Raw genomic sequence first — 17,198 nt, 5'->3', positions numbered from 1 at the left:
GCAGGCGGGGGTCTCGGCGGTAACGGGGGGTCTCGGCGGAGATGCGGGGGCTACTCCTTCACAGCGCCGGCGGTCAGGCCCTGCACGATCCAGCGGCTCGCGAGGGCGAACATCGCCATGGTCGGCAGGATCGTCAGCACGGCGGCGGCGCTCATCGAACCCCAATCGATGTTGAACGTCGAGATGAAGCCGTTCAGCGCCGAGGGCACGGTGCGGTTCGCGTCGGTGTTCATCAGCACGACCGACAGGAACAGCTCGTTCCAGCAGTTCACGAAGTTGAAGATGAACGCCGCGATGATGCCGGGTGTCATCACCGGGACGAGCACCCGGAACAGAGCGCCGAGGCGCGAGCATCCGTCGATCATCGCCGCCTCTTCGAGCGCATCCGGCACGTTCTCGAAGAAGCCGCGCAGCATGACCGTCGAGAACGGGATGCAGATCGCGATGTACACGAGGATGAGGCCCTGCTTGGTGTCGACCAGCCCCAGGTCGGTCATCATCGAGTACAGCGGGCCCAGCGCGATGAACGCGGGGATCATCTGCGTCAACAGGAACGCGATCAGGATCGCGCCCTTGCTGCGGAACTCGAACCGGGCGAGCACGTAGGCGCTCAGCAGCGCGATGAGCGTCGCCACCGCACCGCCGACGACCGCGACCAGGGCCGAGTTGCCGAGGAAGACACCGAACGAGCTCTTCTCGAACAGGCTGACGTAGTTCTCGAGCGAGGGCTCGCTCGGCCAGTACTCGATCGGGAAGCGGTTGATCGTGCCCGGCGACTTGAACGATGTCAGCGCGATCCAGTACAGCGGGAACAGGGTGATCACGAGCCAGAGGCCGAGCCCGACCACGCGGATGACGCCGCCGATCGTGACGCGAGGCTTCGGACGCGGTGCGGATGCCGGGTCCGGCACGGTGATGCGCCGTGTCTCGGTGATCGAGGATCCCTTCCGGGAGGCGTCTGTCATGGTCATCGCTGCACTCTCCGCATCGCCATCAGGTAGAACGCGCAGAACACGAACAGCACGGCCATCACGATGAGGCCGATCGCGCTCGCGAAGCCGTAGTTGCCCTGCTGGGTGTAGTTGATCATCCAGGTCGTGATGATGTGCGTCTGGTTGGCGGGACCGCCGTTGGTCATCGCGTAGATGATGTCGGGGAAGTTGAAGATCCAGATCACGCGCAGCAGGATCGTCAGCAGCAGCGTCATCGAGATGTACGGGATGATGATCGAGAACAGCTGCCGGAACTTGCCCGCGCCGTCGAGGCTCGCCGCCTCCAGCATCTCGTCGGGCACCGACTGCAGGGCCGCGAGGATCATGATCGCGAAGAACGTGACCCCGTACCAGACGTTGGCGACGATCACGGCGAACATCGCGAGCTTCGGATCGGCCAGCCAGGGGAGCGGGGCGTCGATCAGCCCCGCCTTCATGAGCAGGTCGTTGACCACGCCGAACTCGGCGTTGAACATCCAGCGGAACAGCATGCCGATCAGGAAGCCCGACACCGCCCACGGGAAGAACACCAGCGCCTGGTAGAGCCCGCGGAAGCGGAACTTCTTGCGCAGGGCCAGCGCGATCAGGAACCCGATCACGAGCTGCGGTACGAGCGAGCCGACGACCCAGAGCACCGAGTTCCACGCCACCGTCGGGAAGGCCGGATCGCGGAACACCGCGAGGAAGTTGTCGAAGCCCACGAACGGCGTCGACGTGAGGTCCCACAGGTTCCAGTCGTGGAAGGCCATGCGCGCGCCCTGCAGCATCGGCCAGTAGGTGAACCAGCAGACGAAGACGATCGCCGGCGCGAGGAAGGCCAGCAGCGTCCACGCCTGGCGGCCGCGGAACGGGCGGCGGCGGGATGTCGGGGAGGCCCCGGCGGCGGTCTGCTGCGAAGCAGTGCCGACGGAGCCTCCCTTCTGAGCGGTGCGGGCCACAGGTCAGTCCTTTTCCGCGGCGTACTTCTCGGTCCAGAACGCATCCCACGATGCCAGCAGGTCGCTGGTCGACATGTTGCCCAGCAGCACGTTCTGCACGTCCTGGTCGGACTTCTGGATCCACTCGGTCCACCAGCTGACACCGCGCGGCTGGCGCACGTTGACGTAGGTCTCCGGGTCTTCGGTCATGGTGACGTAGCTGGTCCACGGGCCCGACGAGTAGAACTCGTCATCGGCCGCGGCCGAGATGATCGGCACCAGGCTGTTGGCCTGTGCGAACTCGGTGGCGGGCTCGGCGGACGAGAGGAACTCGACCAGCTTGACGGATGCCTCCTTGTTCTCGCTGTTCTCGGCGACGCCCCAGCCCGCGACGGCGAGCGGCTGGGCAGCCTTGCCCGACGGGCCGACCAGCAGCGGCGCGGTGTCCCACTGGTCCTCGGTCAGCGAAGAGTCCTGCACGGTCGCGATGACCTCGGGGTCCTGCAGCAGGAACGCGGTCGTGCCGTTCGTGAAGCCGGCGACCATCTCGGGGTAGCCCCACGAGACGGCCGAGGGCGGGGAAGCCTCCTTGAACAGGTCGAAGTAGTCGTCGACGGCTTCCTGCGCCTCGGGGGCGGCGAAGATCGTCGAGCCGTCTTCCATCAGGAACGCGTCGTCGACGTCGAGTCCGTCGATCGTGTACGCCTCGATGGCCGCGACGACGTTGCTGTTGGCGTTCTGGCCGCCGCGGAAGGCGTAGCCGTAGATGTTGTTCGACGGGTCCTGGATAGCGGATGCCTGCTCCAGCAGGTCCTTCCAGCTGTGCGGAGGGCCGTCGAAGCCCGCTTCCTCCACGAGGTCGGTGCGGTAGAAAAGCGACAGGCCGTAGAAGCCGTAGGGCACGAAGTAGCTCTTGCCGTCTTCGGCCACCGAGGCGGACTGGGCGTTGTCGGTCAGCGCATCCCATCCGTCCCACTTCTCGAGGTCGGGGCCGAGGTCGTACAGCCAGCCGTTGTTCGCGAACGGCCCGACCGTGATGTCGCGTACCTCCAGCACGTCGACGCCCTTGCCGGACTGCAGCATCTGCTGGATCTTCGCGTCAGCCTGCTCGGTGGGGGGCGAGACGAGGTTGACCGTGATCTTCGGGTTCGCCTTCTCGAAGTCGTCGAGCAGTCCGCGCAGGAGCTCGGTGCGGGCGGGGTTGGTCAGGCTCTCGACCATCTGCAGGGTGACGCTGCCGTCGGCGGACGGGCCGGAGCTCGCGGAACAGCCGGTGAGAGCGAGGACGGCGACGGTGCCGAATCCCGCTGCGGTCGTCAAGATCTTGTTCCTCACGATGTGCCTCTCGGTGGGGGTTGGGGGTGGGTGTTGCGGTCGGGTGGGAAGGGTGCGGTCAGGGGACGATGAGGGAGTCGGCGGGGCGGATGCCGGCACGGCTCAGGATCTGCGGGATGCAGCGCTCGACGAAGGCCTCGTAATCGGCGGCTTCGTTGTAGAGGTGTGCCGAGAGTCGGAAGTACCCGACGCCGCGGAAGCTCGTGAACGCCGTCTCGACCCCGACCGCGTCGAGCAGGTCCATGCGCAGGGCGTCGGCCTCCTCGCGGGTCGCGCCGAGTCCGAGCGGCAGACGCACGAGCCGCATCGACGGCACGGGCGAGGGGAGCGGGGTGAGCGGGTCCTCATCGCCGTACGGGCGCAGGGCCTCGGCGATCAGCTCGGCGCCGGCATCCGCGATCTCCGCCATCGCGGTGCGTGCGGCCGCCCAGCCGAACTCGCTCTCGATGAAGTCGATCGCGGTGGGTGTGGCCAGGTAGGTCGTGGCGTCGATCGTGCCCTGGGTGTCGAAGCGCTCCGGGTACGGCTCGCGCGCGGCCCAGGAGTCGATGAGCGGCCAGAGTTCGTCGCGGTCGGCGGCGGACGTGACCAGCAGGGCGGAGCCGCGCGGTGCGCACGGCCACTTGTGCAGGTTGCCGAACCACCAGTCGCCGCCCGCCACGGCAGCGGCATCCGGAATCAGACCGGGAGCGTGGGCGCCGTCGACGAGCGTGCGCACGCCGCGCTCGGCCGCCGCGTCGGCGATGCGCCGAGTCGGCAGCACCCGGGCGGTCGGCGACGTGATCTGGTCGACCACGATCAGGCGGGTGCGGGGCGTGAGCTGGTCGACGAAGAGCTGCACGATCTCGTCGTCGGACGACAGCAACGGGAGGGCGACGGTGCGGACGCCGGCGCCGAACCGGCGGGCGAGACGCTCGGCTCCCATCGTGATGGCGCCGTAGCCCTGATCGGTCACGAGGATCTCGTCGCCGGCTTCGAGCTGCAGCGCGTTGTAGACCACAGTCGCCGCGGCCGAGGCGTTGGGCACGAAGACGCTGTCTTCCGCCCGGGCTCCCACGAACGGGGCGGTGCGCTCGCGGGCCTCCTGCACGCGCTCGGCGATGCGCGGGAACCACTCGACCGGGCTGAGGTCTGCGCGACGGCGCAAGGCGTCCTGATGCGCGACGACGACCGACGGGACCGCGCCGAAGGATCCGTGGTTGAGGTGGATCACTGTCGGGTCCAGGGGCCAGGCGTCGCGTGCTCGCATGCCGGAGTTCAGCGTGAGCGGTGCGGGGAACAGCGGTGCGGGCATCAGTCCTCATCGATGAGTCGGGCGAGTTGTTGCACAACTTTGCCACAGACTGTCGATATACGCCACGAAGACCCAAAACGGAAACATACTTGTCATACGAGTTTGTCGGCCGTGACGGTTCCGACAGACTCGCAGAAGAGTCGGCGGTGTCAGATCGACGGCGTCGGGGAGGATGACGATGGGTGCGTTGGACACGGCGCTGCACGGGTTGCGGGCGCTGATCGCCGATGGTGCGCTACGGCCCGGGGATCGGCTGCCGAGCGAGGGCGAACTCTGCGAACGACTCGGCGTCTCTCGCGGATCCCTCCGTGAGGCGATCCGGATGCTCGCCGCCCTCGGCGTGCTCGAGACGCGGCATGGTTCGGGCAGCTACGTGAGCGAGCTGCGGGCGGCCGACCTGATCGGCAGCCTGTCGCTCACGGTCGGGCTGCTGCCGATGGCGGGCGTGCTCGAACTCACCGAGCTGCGCCGCGTGCTCGAACCCCATGCTGCCGCCCTCGCCGCAGCGCGCATCGATCGGGAGACCGTCGAGTCGCTGGACCGCGTGCTCGCCGAGATCGAGGCGACCACCGACTTCGAGGCGCAGTCGCGGCTGGACCACGAGTTCCACATGGCGATCTCCGGCGTCGCCGGCAACGAGGCCCTGACCAGCCTGATCGACGTGCTGCGGTCACGCTCGCGGGCCTACCGGATCTCCGAACCCGGGGACGCCGCCGAGCTCAAGGTGCACTCGGATGCCGGGCACCGCGCGATCCTGCGGGGGCTCGCCGCGGCCGACCCCGTCGCCGCGAGTGCTGCGGCCTCTGCCCATGTGGCCTACACGGAGTACTGGGTGCGGCGGTACTCGGGGCTCGAGGACTGACGCCGGGTCTTCCGTCCGGTCAGTCGAGGGTGATGTCGACCTGGATCTCGGCGGCGAGGCGCTCGAGGTCGTCGCGCAGGGCATCGAGGTCGACCGAGGCGGGGACCTTCGCCACCACGGATGCCTCGAACAGGCGGCCGCCGGCCATCGCGGCATCCCGCGTCTCGGTGGCGAGTTCCTCGATGCTCAGGGCATGGGCGCTCAGCACGCCGGAGACCTCGCGCACGATGCCGGGCCGGTCGTTGCCCAGCACCTGGATCTGGAGCAGCCGGTCGTCGGCGGCATCCGCGTCCGGCGACCCGGTGAGCACGGCGAGAGTCAGCAGTCCCTGCCCCTGGAGTCCGCGCAGCGCGGAACTCAGCTCCGGCGCCCGGTCTTCGGCGACCGAGACCTCGATCACACCCGCGAACGTTCCGGCGAGCTCCGCCAGCGAGCTGTTCTCCCAGTTGCCGCCGTGTGCATCCACGACATCGGCGACGGCGGCCACGAGGCCGGGACGGTCTGCACCCGCGACGGTGAGGATCAGAGTTGTCATGCGGCCAGCGTAGCCCGAGGGTCTCACTCCACCCAGACGCCCGTCTCGAGGAACCGATCCAGCCGCGCGCGGTGCGGGGCGAGGTCCCAGCCCTGCGCCGCCACCCACTCGTCGGAGTAGTACGTGCCGGCGTAGCGGACCCCGCTGTCGCAGATCAGGGTCACGACGCTGCCGGTCTCGCCCGCGTCCCGCATCCGGGCGATGAGCTGGAACGCGCCGTACAGGTTCGTGCCGGTCGAGCCGCCGGCCCAGTGCAGGGTGCGCTCGCGCAGCATCCGGATCGCGGCGATGGAGCCGGCATCGGGGACGCGGATCATCTCGTCGATCACGGTGGGTACGAACGAGGCCTCGACCCGCGGCCGGCCGATGCCCTCGATGCGGCTGGGGCGCCCGGCCGGCGGGTCGACAGTGCCTGCCCACCCGTCGTAGAACGCCGAGCCCTCGGGGTCGACCACGGCGATGCGGGTCTCGTGCCGGCGGTACTTCACGTACCGCCCGAAGGTCGCGCTCGTGCCACCCGTGCCGGCGCCGGTGACGATCCAGGCGGGGATCGGATGCCGCTCCTGCGCGAGCTGGCTGAACACGCTCTCGGCGATGTTGTTGTTGCCGCGCCAGTCGGTCGCGCGCTCGGCAAACGTGAACTGGTCGAGGTAGTGGCCCGTGCAATCGGAGGCGAGGCGCTGCGCCTCGGGCGACATGTCCTCGGCGCGGTCGACGAAGTGGCAGATGCCGCCGTAGAACTCGATGAGGTCGATCTTCTCCTGCACGGTCGAGCGCGGCACGACGGTGATGAACGGCAGGCCCAGCATCCGGGCGAAGTACGCCTCGGAGACCGCGGTCGACCCGCTCGACGATTCGACGAGGGTGGTGTCCTCGCGGATGCGGCCGTTGACCAGTCCGTAGAGGAGGAGCGAGCGCGCCAGGCGGTGCTTGAGCGACCCGGTCGGGTGCACGGACTCGTCTTTGAGGTAGAGGTCGATGCCCCACTCGGGCGGCAGCGGGAAGAGGTGCAGGTGCGTGTCGGCGCTGCGGTTGGCGTCGGCTTCCAGCAGGGCGATCGCGGTGCTGGTCCAGTCGCTCATGCCCTCGAGACTACCGGCCGGTCAGCCGACCGTCCCGGCGGGCGAGGCGCCACCGTCGCCGTCGACGTGCAGGAGAGAGGCCTGCCCCTGTTCCTGCTGCAGCTGGAACTCGAAGCGCGAGCGGTCGCCGCGGTGATACGCGATGAAGTACTCGATGGGCGTGCCGTCGGAGCTGCGGCTGATGCTGCGCAGTCGCAGCAGGGCCGAGCCGGCGCTGACCCCCAGGTGCTGCGCCTGCTCATGTGTGGCCACGGTCGCCTCCGCCGAGCGCACGCCGTGCGTTGCGACGATGTCGTTGTCGGCGAGCAGTCGGTAGAGCGATCCCTCGGTCAGGTCGGCGCCGAGAGTGACGGAGCCGACGGCCTCCGGCATCCAGGTCGTCGAGAGCGACCAGGGTTCGCCGTCGACGTGGCGCAGACGTTCCAGGAGCACGACCGGAGAGCCGACCGGCACCTCGAGCGCGAGCGCGACCTCCTCGTCGGCTGTGGCCTGCTCGTGCCGCAGCACGTCGCTGTGCACATGTCCGCCACGGCGCTCGACGTCGTCGTACAGTCCGACCAGCGTGTGCACGAGGCTCTCGCTCGTGCGGGGGCGTGAGACGAACGTGCCCTTGCCCTTCACCCGCTCGACCAGCCCCTCGTGCTCAAGCTGGGCGAGTGCCTGGCGCACGACCGTGCGCGAGATGCCGTACCGCTCGCACAGCCGGTGCTCGCCGGGCAGCGGGTCGCCGGGCTGCAGGCCGTCGCGGGCGATGCCGTCGATGATCAGCTGGCGCAGCTGGTCGTACATGGGTGCGGCGGAATGCCGATCGATCGCGTCGTCGACGATGGCCATCAGTACGCCACCCCCGCGTGCAGGATCACGTTCGCGTAGGGGGTGAACTCGCCGGAGCGCACGAACGCGCGGGCGCCCTGGCTGAGTTTCTTGAACTCCGCATGCGGGATGAGCTCGATCTCGAACCCCGTGCCGGCGAACCTCTCCCGCAGCGCCTCCAGCACTTCCGGGCTCTTCTGGGCGACCTCGGCCGAGACGGTCGCTCCTTCGACCACCAGCTCGGCGAGCACGGTGTCGAGCACGTCGAGGAATGCCGGAGCGCCGGGGCGATAGGCCAGGTCGATGCGTTCGGCACCCGGAGGAATGGGCAGGCCCGCGTCGGTGACGACGATCATGTCGGTGTGCCCGGTCTCGCTGATCACGCGGGAGAGCGCAGGATTGATCGTGGTGGCTGTCTTGCGCATGTGTCTCCTCGGTTCTCCGGGTGCTCGGGTTCGCTGGTTCAGCTCGCGACGGGGGCGGCCGTGCGGGCCGTCAGGAATGCGTCGACGTCGGCGCGGTGCGGCAGGCTCGGCGAGGCCCCCTGCTTCGTGACGGTCAGCGCGCCGGCCGCGGTGGCCAGGCGAACGGCATCCGCCAGAGTGCTGCCGTTCGCGAGAGCGGCACCGAGGTAGCCGGCGTACGCGTCGCCCGCCGCTGTCGTGTCGACCGCCTCCACCGGGAACGGCGGGATCACGGATGCGCCCTCGGCCGTCACGACGCACGAGCCCTGGCCCGCCAGGGTGATCACGGCGGCACCGACCCCCTGGGCGAGGAACCAGCGTCCGGCGCGCTCGGCCGACGCGGCATCCGTCACCTCGATGCCGCTGATCAGGGTCGCCTCGGTCTCGTTGGGGGTGACGATGTCGATGCTCCGCCAGATCTCGGCGTCGAGCTCGGCGGCCGGAGCCGGGTCGAGGATCACGGTCATGCCGTGCTCGCGCCCGCGCGCGGTGATGTGGGCGGTGAGCGCGGACGGCGTCTCGAGCTGGGTGAGCAGCACCGAGGTCGAGGGGGCGAGGGCCGCCAGCGCCTCGTCGATCTGCGCGGCGCTCAGCGCGGCGTTCGCGAGCGGCACCATCACGATGTCGTTCTGCGCCGACGAGTCGACGCGGATGTGCGCGACGCCGGTGGGGCCCGGAACCGTGCGCAGGTGTGCGAGGTCGACTCCCGCGGCCGTCAGTCCGTCCACGACGAGGTCGTGGAACAGGTCGTCTCCCACGCAGCCGACGAAGCTCGTGCGCGCACCGGAGCGTCCGGCGGCGACGGCCTGGTTCGCGCCCTTGCCGCCGAGCATGAGGGTGAACTCGTCGCCCAGGATCGTCTCGCCCCTGGCGGGCAGGCGTCGGGAGAAAGTGGTCACGTCGGCGGTGACGCTGCCGACGATGACGACGCCGGTGCGGTCCTCGGGGTGTGCGGGGGTCATCTCGCTCCTGATCTTCCTCGACGGCAGGCGTAGCCGACGCTTTGACAGACCGCGGTGGCTGTCATTACATTAGCCGAATCCGCACCTGTAACGACAGGTTGCCCGGGAGGAGACCCCGATGAACCCGATCGCGCCACGCCTGTATGTCGACAGCGCCGATGTCGACCGCGTCTCCCCGCTGCTCGCTGCGGGTGTGGTGCACGGCGTCACCACGAACCCGACCATCCTCGAACGGGGAGGCCGCACCGCCGCCGAGATCCCCGAGCTCTACGCCCGGTGGGAGTCGGAGGGAGCGCGTGAGATCTTCTTCCAGACCTGGGGCGGCGACACCGCTTCGTTCCTCCGCAACGCCGAGGGCATCCGTGCGCTGGGCGACCGGGTGGCCGTGAAGGTTCCGGCCACGGCCGCAGGCTTCGCCGCGGCATCCGCTCTGGTGCGCGACGGCGCCACGGTGCTCGTCACGGCCGTGTACTCGGTCGCGCAGGCGCTGGCGTGCGCCTCGATCGGCGCGCAGTACATCGCCCCGTATCTCGGACGGATGCGCGATGCGGGACTCGACGGCGACGCGACGATCGCCCGGATGCAGGCGGTGTGCGCAGGGAGCGACTCGAACGTGCTCGCGGCATCCCTGCGCTCGCCGGATGACATCACCGGCCTGCGACTGGCGGGAGTGCCCTATTTCACCGCCGCGCCCGACGTGCTCGACCGGGTGCTCTTCCACGAGGTGAGCGACAGCTCAGCGGCGGAGTTCGACGCCGCGATGGTGCGCCTGGGCGCGTGAACCCCGTCTGTTGAACCCGGTCTGCTGAACCCCGTCTGTTGAACCCGCTCTGTTGAACTCCGTTGGGCGGGGTCAGCTCGCCGCCGCCTGGCGCAGCCAGCGCTCCACGCCCGCGATATGAGCGGTGGCGAGGGAGATCGCGAGAGCCGAGTCGTGCTGGGCGATCGCGTCGGCGATGGCCCGGTGCTCCGACAGGGTGCGCTCGACCGCGCCACCCTCGGTGAGGCCGCGCCACACGCGAGCGCGCACGGTCTGACTGCTGAGGTGCTCGATCAGGCTCGCGAGGTATGCATTGCCGGACATCGCGACGATCTCGCGGTGGAAGCGGATGTCATGGTCGACCAGAGACTCGATCGTGACGGCGGCATCGACAGAATCGACCTCGTCCTGCAACTCGGCGATCTGTTCGTCGGTGCCGAGTGTGGCCGCGAGCCCTGTCGCCTGCGACTCCAGCATCCGACGCACCGCGAAGATCTCGAGCATGGAGTCGTCGTCGTGCATGTCGACGACGAACGAGATCGCCTCCAGCAGCAGATGCGGTTCGAGGCTCGTCACGTAGGTGCCGTCGCCGCGTCGCACGTCGAGGACCCGGATGACCTCCAGCGCCTTGACCGCCTCACGCATCGAGCTGCGGGAGAGGCCGAGTCGCTCGGACAGCTCCTTCTCGGGGGGAAGTCGATCACCGGGGGCGAGCTCGCCCGCGACGATCATCGCCTTGATCTTCTCGATCGCCTCGTCGGTGACTGCCATGGCGTCATCCTAGCGATTGATCGGATGTCTCCGGCAGGATGGAGCCATGCGCGTTCTCGATTCACATCTGCACCTCTGGGATCCGGAGGCTCTGACCTACACCTGGCTCGAGGGGCCGATGGCGTACCGGTTCGCCGACCTGGAGCTCGAGCACGCCCGTCTACCCGGGGCGCAGCCGGAGAAGTCGGTCTTCGTGCAGGCCGAGACCGTCGCAGAGGACTTCCTCGACGAAGTGAAGTGGGTCGCCGGCCGGGCCGCCGCGCTCGGCATCGTCGGCATCGTCGCCGGGATCCGTCTCGACCGCGGCACCGACACGGTCGCACACCTGGAGGGGCTCATGGCCGAGCCCCTCGTCGTGGGTGTCCGGCACAACCTGCAGGGAGAGCCGGACGGACTGGCGGTGTCGGCGGCGTTCGTGACCGGTGCGCGCGAGGTCGCCGCGCGCGGCTTGACCTTCGACGCATGCGTGCGCGCTGACCAGCTCCCGGACATCACCCGCTTCGCCGGTGCGATCCCGGAGCTGCAGATCGTGCTCGACCATCTCGGCAAGCCTGCGGTGGGAACGGCTGCCGCCCCGCTCGCTCCGACCCCGGAATGGGTGCGCGACCTGACCGAGCTGTCGCGCCACCCGAACGCGTTCTGCAAGCTCTCGGGGCTGCCCGGCGAGGCCGGCGGCGACTGGAGCGCGGCGCAGCTCATACCGTTCCTCGACGTGGCGGCCGATGCGTTCGGGATCGAGCGGCTGATGTGGGGGAGCGATTGGCCGGTCTCGGTCATCGGACCGGCCGAGGTCGGCGACCCGCACGCGCCGGCCGACGGCTCGCCGACCTATCAGCCCACGGCTCGCATGCGCTGGGCCGACACCGTGGTCGCCTGGGCGGATGCGCGAGGGCATGACCTCGATGCGCTCCTGTGGCGCAATGCCGAGCAGTTCTATCGCACCGCTCAACCGCGGCATATCCCGTCGGACGAGGCTCCGCGCTCCGGCATCCGGGGCTGGCTCCGCGGCCACCGCGGCTGAGGGTCGTCTTTCGGCGTTCCGGTCGCAGTGGTTCCGGTCGCAGTTGCTGCCGCGCGGTGCCGGCCTCGGCGTTCCGGTCGCAGTTGCTGCCGCGCTGGCGCGACCGAAGCGGCGTCAACTGCGACCGGAACTGGTGCCGGGGTGCCCGACGAGCGCACGTCGGATTCGTAGGATCAGCTCCTCGGGGCGCGCGAACAGGGTGCTGGTGACCTCGATCACCGTCCAGCCCGCGGCCCGAAGTGCGGCTATCCGCTCGACATCGGCGGCGTAGCGCTGGGCGTGCCGGAGCCCCTGATACTCGATCGCCACCTTCCGGGTCGGATACGCGAGATCCACGCAGGCGAGGAACCGACCGTGGTCGTCATAGACATCGACGTTGAGCTCCGGTTCTGGGAGACCTGCCCACACGATGCGACACCGCACTGTGGACTCGCGCGCAGACCACGAGTCCTCGCGGATGAGTTCGATCGCCCGTCGAAGGCGGGTGGCGCCGACACGGCGTCCGAGCTCGACTGCGGTGCGCAGTCCATCGACGGTCGAGTAGGAGGCCTTGCCCGCATGCGGTCGGCCGTATCCGACTCGCCAGACACGACAGAAGTAGTCACCGAGGGCGACGAGGTCGAGCAGGCTCCACGTTCCGAGACCGGCGAACGTCAGCTCCGGGCTGGCGACCGTCAGCCCAGATGGGCGGAGGATGCGGGCGACAGGCGCACGAAGTCGATGAGCCCGTACTCCGTCCGCGCGGACGAGTGAACCCGAACCGAGGGTGGTGACGTGCACCGGGAGTGTGCGCCCGTCGGCGGGCCGTCCATCAGTGAGCACCAGAGGCATCGGACCGCCCCAGATCGCGACGGCGCTCTCGTGACTGAGGAACTGACCCGAGCGCAGCCGAGGGCCGTACTCGTGGGCGCGGGTGCGTCTCTCGACCTGTTGTCGCTCGAACGGGTCGAGATCGGCGCGATCGGCGGGGGTGCGCACCTGGCGCCGAACTCCACGGAACGGGATCTCGAGGTCGCGTCGGCGCAGGCGGCCCTTGTTGATCCCGGCATCCAGCGCCTGTTGCACGGAGAACGACGCGCCGAGATGCGCAGGAAGTGGGCGAGACGAAGTCATCGCGCCACGATTGCAGGGTTGCTCGGACGCTGCTGCGGCTTTCCACAGGGGCGGCGGTGCTGCGCTCCGGTCGCAGTTGTTGCCGTCCTCGCGCGGTGGACGCGGCGTCAACTGCGACCGGAACGTGCGTGAGCTGGGCTGACCGGCGTCAACTGCGACCGGAAGGCGGAAGGGGGAAGGCGGAAGGCGGAAGGGGGAAGGCGGAACGCGGAAGGCGGAAGGCGGAAGGGGGCTACTCCGCGCGCAGGCGCAGCTGAGCCATGCCGCCGTCGACCTCGATGAAGGTGCCGGTGGTCGAGCCGGAACCGGGGCCCACGAGATAGGCGACCGCGGCGGCGACCTCGTCGGGGCTGACCAGGCGACCGTGCGGCTGGCGGGCTTCGAGGGCCGCACGCTCGGCGGCGGGGTCGGCTGCCGAGTCGAGCAGGCGTCCCACCCACGGGGTATCGGCCGTGCCGGGGTTGACCGCGTTCACGCGGATGCCCTCGCGGAGGTGGTCGGCGGCCATCGCGCGGGTCAGGGCTGCGACGGCTCCCTTCGATGCGCTGTAGAGCGCCCGCTGCGGCAGTCCGGTGGTCGAGGCGATGGATGCCGTGTTGCACACCGCCGCCGACGGAGACTTCCGCAGCCAGGGCAGCGCCGCAGCGGTCACGCGGGCGATGCCGGTGACGTTGACCGAGAGCACGCGGGCCCATTCGTCGTCGTCGTTCGCGGTGATGTCGCCCTGCGCGCCGATGCCGGCGTTGTTGACGACGATGTCGATGCGCCCGAACCTCTCGGCGACGGCGCCCACCGCAGCCTCGACGCTCGCGCGGTCGGAGACGTCGGCGGTGAAGGCAGCGAAGGCAGGGTCGGCCGCGGCGATGTCACGGTCGAGGACGGCGATGATCGCGCCGCCGACGTGCAGACGCTGGGCGATGGCCGCGCCGATTCCGGATGCTCCGCCGGTGACGATCGCCACCAGCCCGTTCAGTCCATCCGCGCTCACTTCCGGGCCTCCCATGCCACGAACTCCTGCCGTTGACGGCCGAGGCCGTCGATCTCGATCTCGACCACGTCGCCGGCGGCGAGGTAGGGGTACTTGCCCGAGAGGGCGACGCCCTGCGGAGTGCCGGTCAGGATCAGGTCGCCCGGCTCGAGGGTCACGTACTGCGACAGGTGGTGCACGATGTGCTCGACCGTGAAGATCATGTCGCTCGTGTTCGAGTCCTGGCGCGGCTCGCCGTTCACGAAACTGCGAAGGCCGAGCGCGTGGTGGTCGACCTCGTCGGGGGTGACCAGCCAGGGGCCGGTGGGGTTGAACCCGGGCGCGATCTTGCCCTTGGACCATTGACCGCCCGACACCTCGATCTGGAACGCCCGCTCGGAGACATCGTTCGCGGCGACGAACCCGGCCACGTGGGCGAGCGACTCCTCGGGGGAGTCGAGGTAGGCGGCGCGGGCGCCGATCACGATGCCGAGTTCGACCTCCCAGTCGGTCTTCTCGCTGCCGCGGGGGATCGTGACCGAATCGTTCGGGCCGACCACCGTGTTGGGCGTCTTGAGGAAGAGGATCGGGATGGTGGGCGGCTCCGAACCCGACTCGGCCGCGTGGGCCGCGTAATTCATGCCGATGCAGATCACCGCGCTCGGGCGGGCGATCGGGGCGCCGATGCGCATCGACGCGGCATCAGCGAGTTCGGGCAGCTCGCCGGCATCCCGGGCGGCCGTCACGCGGGAGGCGAAGTCGCCCGCGAGGAAGTCGCCGTTCACATCGGATGTCACGGAGCGGAGGTCGAGGTATCGGTCGCCCTCCACGAGGACGGGGATCTCATTCCCGGGGGTGCCGAGCCGCGCGAACTTCATGTTTCTCCTGATCGGTCGGGAGGCCGCGATGAGGCGGCCGGTCTCGTTGACAGTATAGACATCCGATGTTTACACTCCAAGGGATCCGCACGGAAGCAACAGGCCGTGCATGGAGAGGAATCCCGTGAGCCGTATCGTCGCCCTCGACACCACCGACATCCGCTTCCCCACGTCCCTGAGCCTGGACGGGTCAGATGCGATGAACCCCGACCCCGACTACTCGGCCGCGTACGTCATCGTGCGCACCGACGCCGGCGACGACAACGAGGGGCACGCGTTCGTCTTCACGATCGGTCGCGGCAACGACGTGCAGGTCGCAGCCATCGATGCGCTCGCGGGGCACCTCGTGGGGCGGGAGATCGAGCCTTTGCTCGACGACATGGGCGGCACGTTCCGCGACATCATCGGCGACTCGCAGCTGCGCTGGCTGGGACCCGAGAAGGGGGTCATGCACATGGCCATCGGCGCGGTCATCAACGCGCTGTGGGACATCAAGGCCAAGCGCGCCGGGCTCCCGCTCTGGCAGCTGCTCGCGCGCATGACGCCGGAGGAGCTCGTCGACCTGGTCGACTTCCGCTACCTGACGAATGCCCTCACACGGGAGGATGCTCTCGCGATCCTGCGAGCCGCCGAGCCCGGTCGCGCCGAGCGCGAGCGGCAGCTGCTCGACACCGGATATCCGGGCTACACGACCAGCCCGGGTTGGCTCGGTTACTCCGACGAGAAGCTCGAGCGCCTCGCCCGCGAGGCCATGGCCGACGGCTTCACCCAGATCAAGCTCAAGGTCGGCGCCGACCTCGACGACGACATCCGTCGCTTCCGCAAGGCGCGGGAGGTGTGCGGGCCGGACTTCCCGATCGCGATCGATGCCAACCAGCGGTGGGAGGTCTCGGAGGCGATCGAGTGGGTGAACGCGCTCGCCGAGTTCCACCCCGCGTGGATCGAGGAGCCCACCAGCCCCGACGACGTGCTCGGTCACGCCGAGATCGCCCGCGGTGTGGCGCCGATCCGCGTCGCCACCGGCGAGCACGCGCAGAACCGAGTGATCTTCAAGCAGCTGCTGCAGGCCGAGGCGATCTCCGTCATGCAGATCGACGCCGTGCGCGTGGCCGGCGTCAACGAGAACATTGCGAACCTGCTCCTCGCCGCGAAGTTCGGCGTGCCGGTCTGCCCGCACGCAGGTGGGGTGGGTCTGTGCGAGGCGGTGCAGCACCTGTCGATGTTCGACTTCGTCGCGGTGACCGGCACCCGCGAGGGCCGCATGATCGAATTCGTCGACCACCTACACGAGCACTTCGTCGTGCCCACCGACATCCAGGGCGGTTCGTACATGGCGCCGACCGCGCCGGGCAACGGTATGGAGATGAAGGCCGAAAGCATCGCGACCTTTACCTGGAAGGGTGCCCATGTCGGCGCCTGATCGGAGCGGAGTGCCCGAGCGTCTGTCGGTTCCCCCGCTGGGCTACGGAGCCGCGAACGTTGGCAACCTGTTCCGCCCGCTGACCGACGACGAGGCGTGGGCCGTGCTGGATGCGGCGTGGGAGAGCGGCATCCGTTTCTACGACACGGCGCCGCACTACGGACTCGGGCTCTCGGAGCGTCGGCTCGGGGCCTTCCTGCAGACCAAGCCGCGAGAGGACTACGTGCTCTCGACCAAGGCCGGGCGTCTGCTGCGACCGAACCCCGACCGCACCGGCGGCCTCGACACCGCGAACGACTTCCACGTGCCGGACGACCTGCAGCGCGTGTGGGACTTCTCGGCCGCGGGCATCCGCACCAGCATCGAGGAGTCCCGCGAACGCCTGGGCATCGAGCGCATCGACCTGCTCTACCTGCACGACCCCGAGCGGCATGACCTCGACCTCGCGCTCGCCGAGGCGCTGCCCGCGATGGAACGGCTGCGCGCCGACGGTGAGGTGACCGCGATCGGCATCGGTTCGATGGTGTCGGACGCGCTCTCGGCCGCCGTGCGTTCGGCCGACCTCGACCTCATCATGGTGGCCGGCCGGTACACGCTGCTCGAGCAGCCGGCCGCGGTCGACGTGCTGCCCGCCTGCCGGGAGACCGGGACCGGGGTAGTGGCGGCATCCGTCTTCAACTCCGGGCTGCTCGCATCGAGCGAGCCGCGTCGTGACGGGCGCTACGAGTACGGGCAGCTTCCCGACGAGCTGTGGGACCGGCTCGTGCGCATTGCCGCCGTATGCGCCGAGCACGACGTGCCGCTGCCCGCGGCGGCGATCCAGTTCCCGCTGCAGTCCGACGTCGTGCGCTCGGTCGTGGTGGGTGGCAGTCGCCCCGCGCAGCTGCGGCAGAATGCGGAGTACGCCGCGCTCGAGATCCCGACGGCGCTGTGGGAGAACCTGGCAGCGGAGGGGCTCATCCCCGCTGACCCGCCCGCCGCCTGAATCACCCGCCGCAGCCCCCCGTCGGCT

At 69.4% G+C, this 17,198-nt stretch carries 18 protein-coding genes; 5 read left to right on the top strand and 13 right to left on the bottom strand.

Annotated features, from left to right (window positions below; translation table 11 throughout):
• Window positions 1-50: 50 nt before the first annotated feature.
• The 4 genes from ACFC14_RS03510 to ACFC14_RS03495 are packed head-to-tail and all read right to left on the bottom strand — an operon-like array spanning window position 51 to window position 4,538.
• Window positions 51-971: a carbohydrate ABC transporter permease gene (locus tag ACFC14_RS03510; protein WP_376101239.1), complete on the bottom strand. Its 921-nt coding sequence runs from the start codon at window positions 969-971 to the stop codon at window positions 51-53.
• Entirely contained in the window at window positions 968-1,930 is a 963-nt protein-coding gene (locus tag ACFC14_RS03505) for a carbohydrate ABC transporter permease (protein ID WP_376101238.1), read from the bottom strand. Before ACFC14_RS03505 ends, ACFC14_RS03510 begins: the two co-directional genes overlap by 4 nt.
• 3 nt (window positions 1,931-1,933) lie before the next feature.
• Window positions 1,934-3,244, bottom strand: coding sequence for an ABC transporter substrate-binding protein (locus tag ACFC14_RS03500; RefSeq protein ID WP_376101237.1), 1,311 nt, complete (start codon window positions 3,242-3,244; stop codon window positions 1,934-1,936).
• A gap of 58 nt (window positions 3,245-3,302) precedes the next feature.
• Window positions 3,303-4,538 (bottom strand): aminotransferase class V-fold PLP-dependent enzyme, encoded by a 1,236-nt coding sequence (locus ACFC14_RS03495; RefSeq protein ID WP_376101236.1) that lies wholly within the window; start codon window positions 4,536-4,538, stop codon window positions 3,303-3,305.
• A gap of 178 nt (window positions 4,539-4,716) precedes the next feature.
• On the opposite strand from ACFC14_RS03495, the gene ACFC14_RS03490 reads away from it, so the two are divergent.
• The gene (locus ACFC14_RS03490) at window positions 4,717-5,400 is read left to right on the top strand and encodes a FadR/GntR family transcriptional regulator (protein WP_376101235.1); all 684 of its coding nucleotides are present in this window, start codon (window positions 4,717-4,719) and stop codon (window positions 5,398-5,400) included.
• A gap of 19 nt (window positions 5,401-5,419) precedes the next feature.
• Here the strand turns inward: ACFC14_RS03490 and ACFC14_RS03485 are convergent, their stop codons facing one another.
• From ACFC14_RS03485 to ACFC14_RS03465, 5 genes are read right to left on the bottom strand one after another with little or no spacing between them, the layout of a single operon-like run.
• Window positions 5,420-5,935 (bottom strand): glycine cleavage system protein R, encoded by a 516-nt coding sequence (locus tag ACFC14_RS03485; protein ID WP_376101234.1) that lies wholly within the window; start codon window positions 5,933-5,935, stop codon window positions 5,420-5,422.
• 23 nt (window positions 5,936-5,958) lie between these two features.
• On the bottom strand, window positions 5,959-7,017 hold the full coding sequence (locus ACFC14_RS03480; protein ID WP_376101233.1) for a PLP-dependent cysteine synthase family protein: 1,059 nt from the start codon (window positions 7,015-7,017) through the stop codon (window positions 5,959-5,961).
• A 21-nt stretch (window positions 7,018-7,038) separates the two neighbouring features.
• On the bottom strand, window positions 7,039-7,851 hold the full coding sequence (locus ACFC14_RS03475) for a GntR family transcriptional regulator (RefSeq protein WP_376101232.1): 813 nt from the start codon (window positions 7,849-7,851) through the stop codon (window positions 7,039-7,041).
• On the bottom strand, window positions 7,851-8,255 hold the full coding sequence (gene rbsD, locus ACFC14_RS03470) for a D-ribose pyranase (protein ID WP_376101231.1): 405 nt from the start codon (window positions 8,253-8,255) through the stop codon (window positions 7,851-7,853). The genes ACFC14_RS03475 and rbsD overlap by 1 nt, the downstream gene beginning before the upstream one ends.
• A gap of 38 nt (window positions 8,256-8,293) precedes the next feature.
• Complete coding sequence (locus ACFC14_RS03465; RefSeq protein WP_376101230.1) at window positions 8,294-9,256, bottom strand: ribokinase; 963 nt, start codon at window positions 9,254-9,256, stop codon at window positions 8,294-8,296.
• Between the two features lie 118 nt (window positions 9,257-9,374).
• Here ACFC14_RS03465 and ACFC14_RS03460 point away from each other — a divergent pair, with 118 nt between their 5' ends.
• Window positions 9,375-10,037 (top strand): transaldolase family protein, encoded by a 663-nt coding sequence (locus ACFC14_RS03460; protein WP_376101229.1) that lies wholly within the window; start codon window positions 9,375-9,377, stop codon window positions 10,035-10,037.
• A 72-nt stretch (window positions 10,038-10,109) separates the two neighbouring features.
• Here the strand turns inward: ACFC14_RS03460 and ACFC14_RS03455 are convergent, their stop codons facing one another.
• Window positions 10,110-10,787: a FadR/GntR family transcriptional regulator gene (locus tag ACFC14_RS03455; protein WP_136043272.1), complete on the bottom strand. Its 678-nt coding sequence runs from the start codon at window positions 10,785-10,787 to the stop codon at window positions 10,110-10,112.
• A gap of 46 nt (window positions 10,788-10,833) precedes the next feature.
• On the opposite strand from ACFC14_RS03455, the gene ACFC14_RS03450 reads away from it, so the two are divergent.
• Entirely contained in the window at window positions 10,834-11,808 is a 975-nt protein-coding gene (locus ACFC14_RS03450; RefSeq protein ID WP_376101228.1) for an amidohydrolase family protein, read from the top strand.
• Window positions 11,809-11,922: 114 nt separating this feature from the next.
• Here ACFC14_RS03450 and ACFC14_RS03445 read toward each other — a convergent pair whose 3' ends face one another.
• The 3 genes from ACFC14_RS03445 to ACFC14_RS03435 form a co-directional block, all read right to left on the bottom strand.
• Window positions 11,923-12,921, bottom strand: coding sequence for a DUF559 domain-containing protein (locus tag ACFC14_RS03445; RefSeq protein WP_376101227.1), 999 nt, complete (start codon window positions 12,919-12,921; stop codon window positions 11,923-11,925).
• Window positions 12,922-13,153: 232 nt separating this feature from the next.
• On the bottom strand, window positions 13,154-13,924 hold the full coding sequence (locus tag ACFC14_RS03440) for an SDR family NAD(P)-dependent oxidoreductase (RefSeq protein WP_376101226.1): 771 nt from the start codon (window positions 13,922-13,924) through the stop codon (window positions 13,154-13,156).
• A complete protein-coding gene (locus ACFC14_RS03435) occupies window positions 13,906-14,766 on the bottom strand; it encodes a fumarylacetoacetate hydrolase family protein (protein ID WP_376101225.1) in 861 nt (286 codons plus the stop codon). The genes ACFC14_RS03440 and ACFC14_RS03435 overlap by 19 nt, the downstream gene beginning before the upstream one ends.
• Before the next feature lie 124 nt (window positions 14,767-14,890).
• Here ACFC14_RS03435 and ACFC14_RS03430 point away from each other — a divergent pair, with 124 nt between their 5' ends.
• A complete protein-coding gene (locus ACFC14_RS03430) occupies window positions 14,891-16,186 on the top strand; it encodes an L-fuconate dehydratase (RefSeq protein ID WP_376101224.1) in 1,296 nt (431 codons plus the stop codon).
• Window positions 16,173-17,171, top strand: coding sequence for an aldo/keto reductase (locus ACFC14_RS03425; RefSeq protein ID WP_376101223.1), 999 nt, complete (start codon window positions 16,173-16,175; stop codon window positions 17,169-17,171). The genes ACFC14_RS03430 and ACFC14_RS03425 overlap by 14 nt, the downstream gene beginning before the upstream one ends.
• Window positions 17,172-17,198 lie beyond the last annotated feature (27 nt).

Source organism: Microbacterium sp. NPDC055988, from assembly GCF_042269505.1.
Lineage (GTDB): Bacteria > Actinomycetota > Actinomycetes > Actinomycetales > Microbacteriaceae > Microbacterium.
The sequence above is the reverse complement of the archived record's forward strand: the minus strand, read 5'-3'. Positions and strand labels throughout refer to the sequence as shown.

Bases quoted from the DNA above. Each gene is read 5' to 3' on its own strand.
- ACFC14_RS03510 (WP_376101239.1), bottom strand. From the start codon at position 971: ATGACCATGACAGACGCCTCCCGGAAGGGATCCTCGATCACCGAGACA.
- ACFC14_RS03495 (WP_376101236.1), bottom strand. From the start codon at position 4,538: ATGCCCGCACCGCTGTTCCCCGCACCGCTCACGCTGAACTCCGGCATG.
- ACFC14_RS03490 (WP_376101235.1), top strand. From the start codon at position 4,717: ATGGGTGCGTTGGACACGGCGCTGCACGGGTTGCGGGCGCTGATCGCC.
- ACFC14_RS03485 (WP_376101234.1), bottom strand. From the start codon at position 5,935: ATGACAACTCTGATCCTCACCGTCGCGGGTGCAGACCGTCCCGGCCTC.
- ACFC14_RS03480 (WP_376101233.1), bottom strand. From the start codon at position 7,017: ATGAGCGACTGGACCAGCACCGCGATCGCCCTGCTGGAAGCCGACGCC.
- ACFC14_RS03475 (WP_376101232.1), bottom strand. From the start codon at position 7,851: ATGGCCATCGTCGACGACGCGATCGATCGGCATTCCGCCGCACCCATG.
- rbsD (WP_376101231.1), bottom strand. From the start codon at position 8,255: ATGCGCAAGACAGCCACCACGATCAATCCTGCGCTCTCCCGCGTGATC.
- ACFC14_RS03465 (WP_376101230.1), bottom strand. From the start codon at position 9,256: ATGACCCCCGCACACCCCGAGGACCGCACCGGCGTCGTCATCGTCGGC.
- ACFC14_RS03460 (WP_376101229.1), top strand. From the start codon at position 9,375: ATGAACCCGATCGCGCCACGCCTGTATGTCGACAGCGCCGATGTCGAC.
- ACFC14_RS03455 (WP_136043272.1), bottom strand. From the start codon at position 10,787: ATGGCAGTCACCGACGAGGCGATCGAGAAGATCAAGGCGATGATCGTC.
- ACFC14_RS03450 (WP_376101228.1), top strand. From the start codon at position 10,834: ATGCGCGTTCTCGATTCACATCTGCACCTCTGGGATCCGGAGGCTCTG.
- ACFC14_RS03445 (WP_376101227.1), bottom strand. From the start codon at position 12,921: ATGACTTCGTCTCGCCCACTTCCTGCGCATCTCGGCGCGTCGTTCTCC.
- ACFC14_RS03440 (WP_376101226.1), bottom strand. From the start codon at position 13,924: ATGGGAGGCCCGGAAGTGAGCGCGGATGGACTGAACGGGCTGGTGGCG.
- ACFC14_RS03435 (WP_376101225.1), bottom strand. From the start codon at position 14,766: ATGAAGTTCGCGCGGCTCGGCACCCCCGGGAATGAGATCCCCGTCCTC.
- ACFC14_RS03425 (WP_376101223.1), top strand. From the start codon at position 16,173: ATGTCGGCGCCTGATCGGAGCGGAGTGCCCGAGCGTCTGTCGGTTCCC.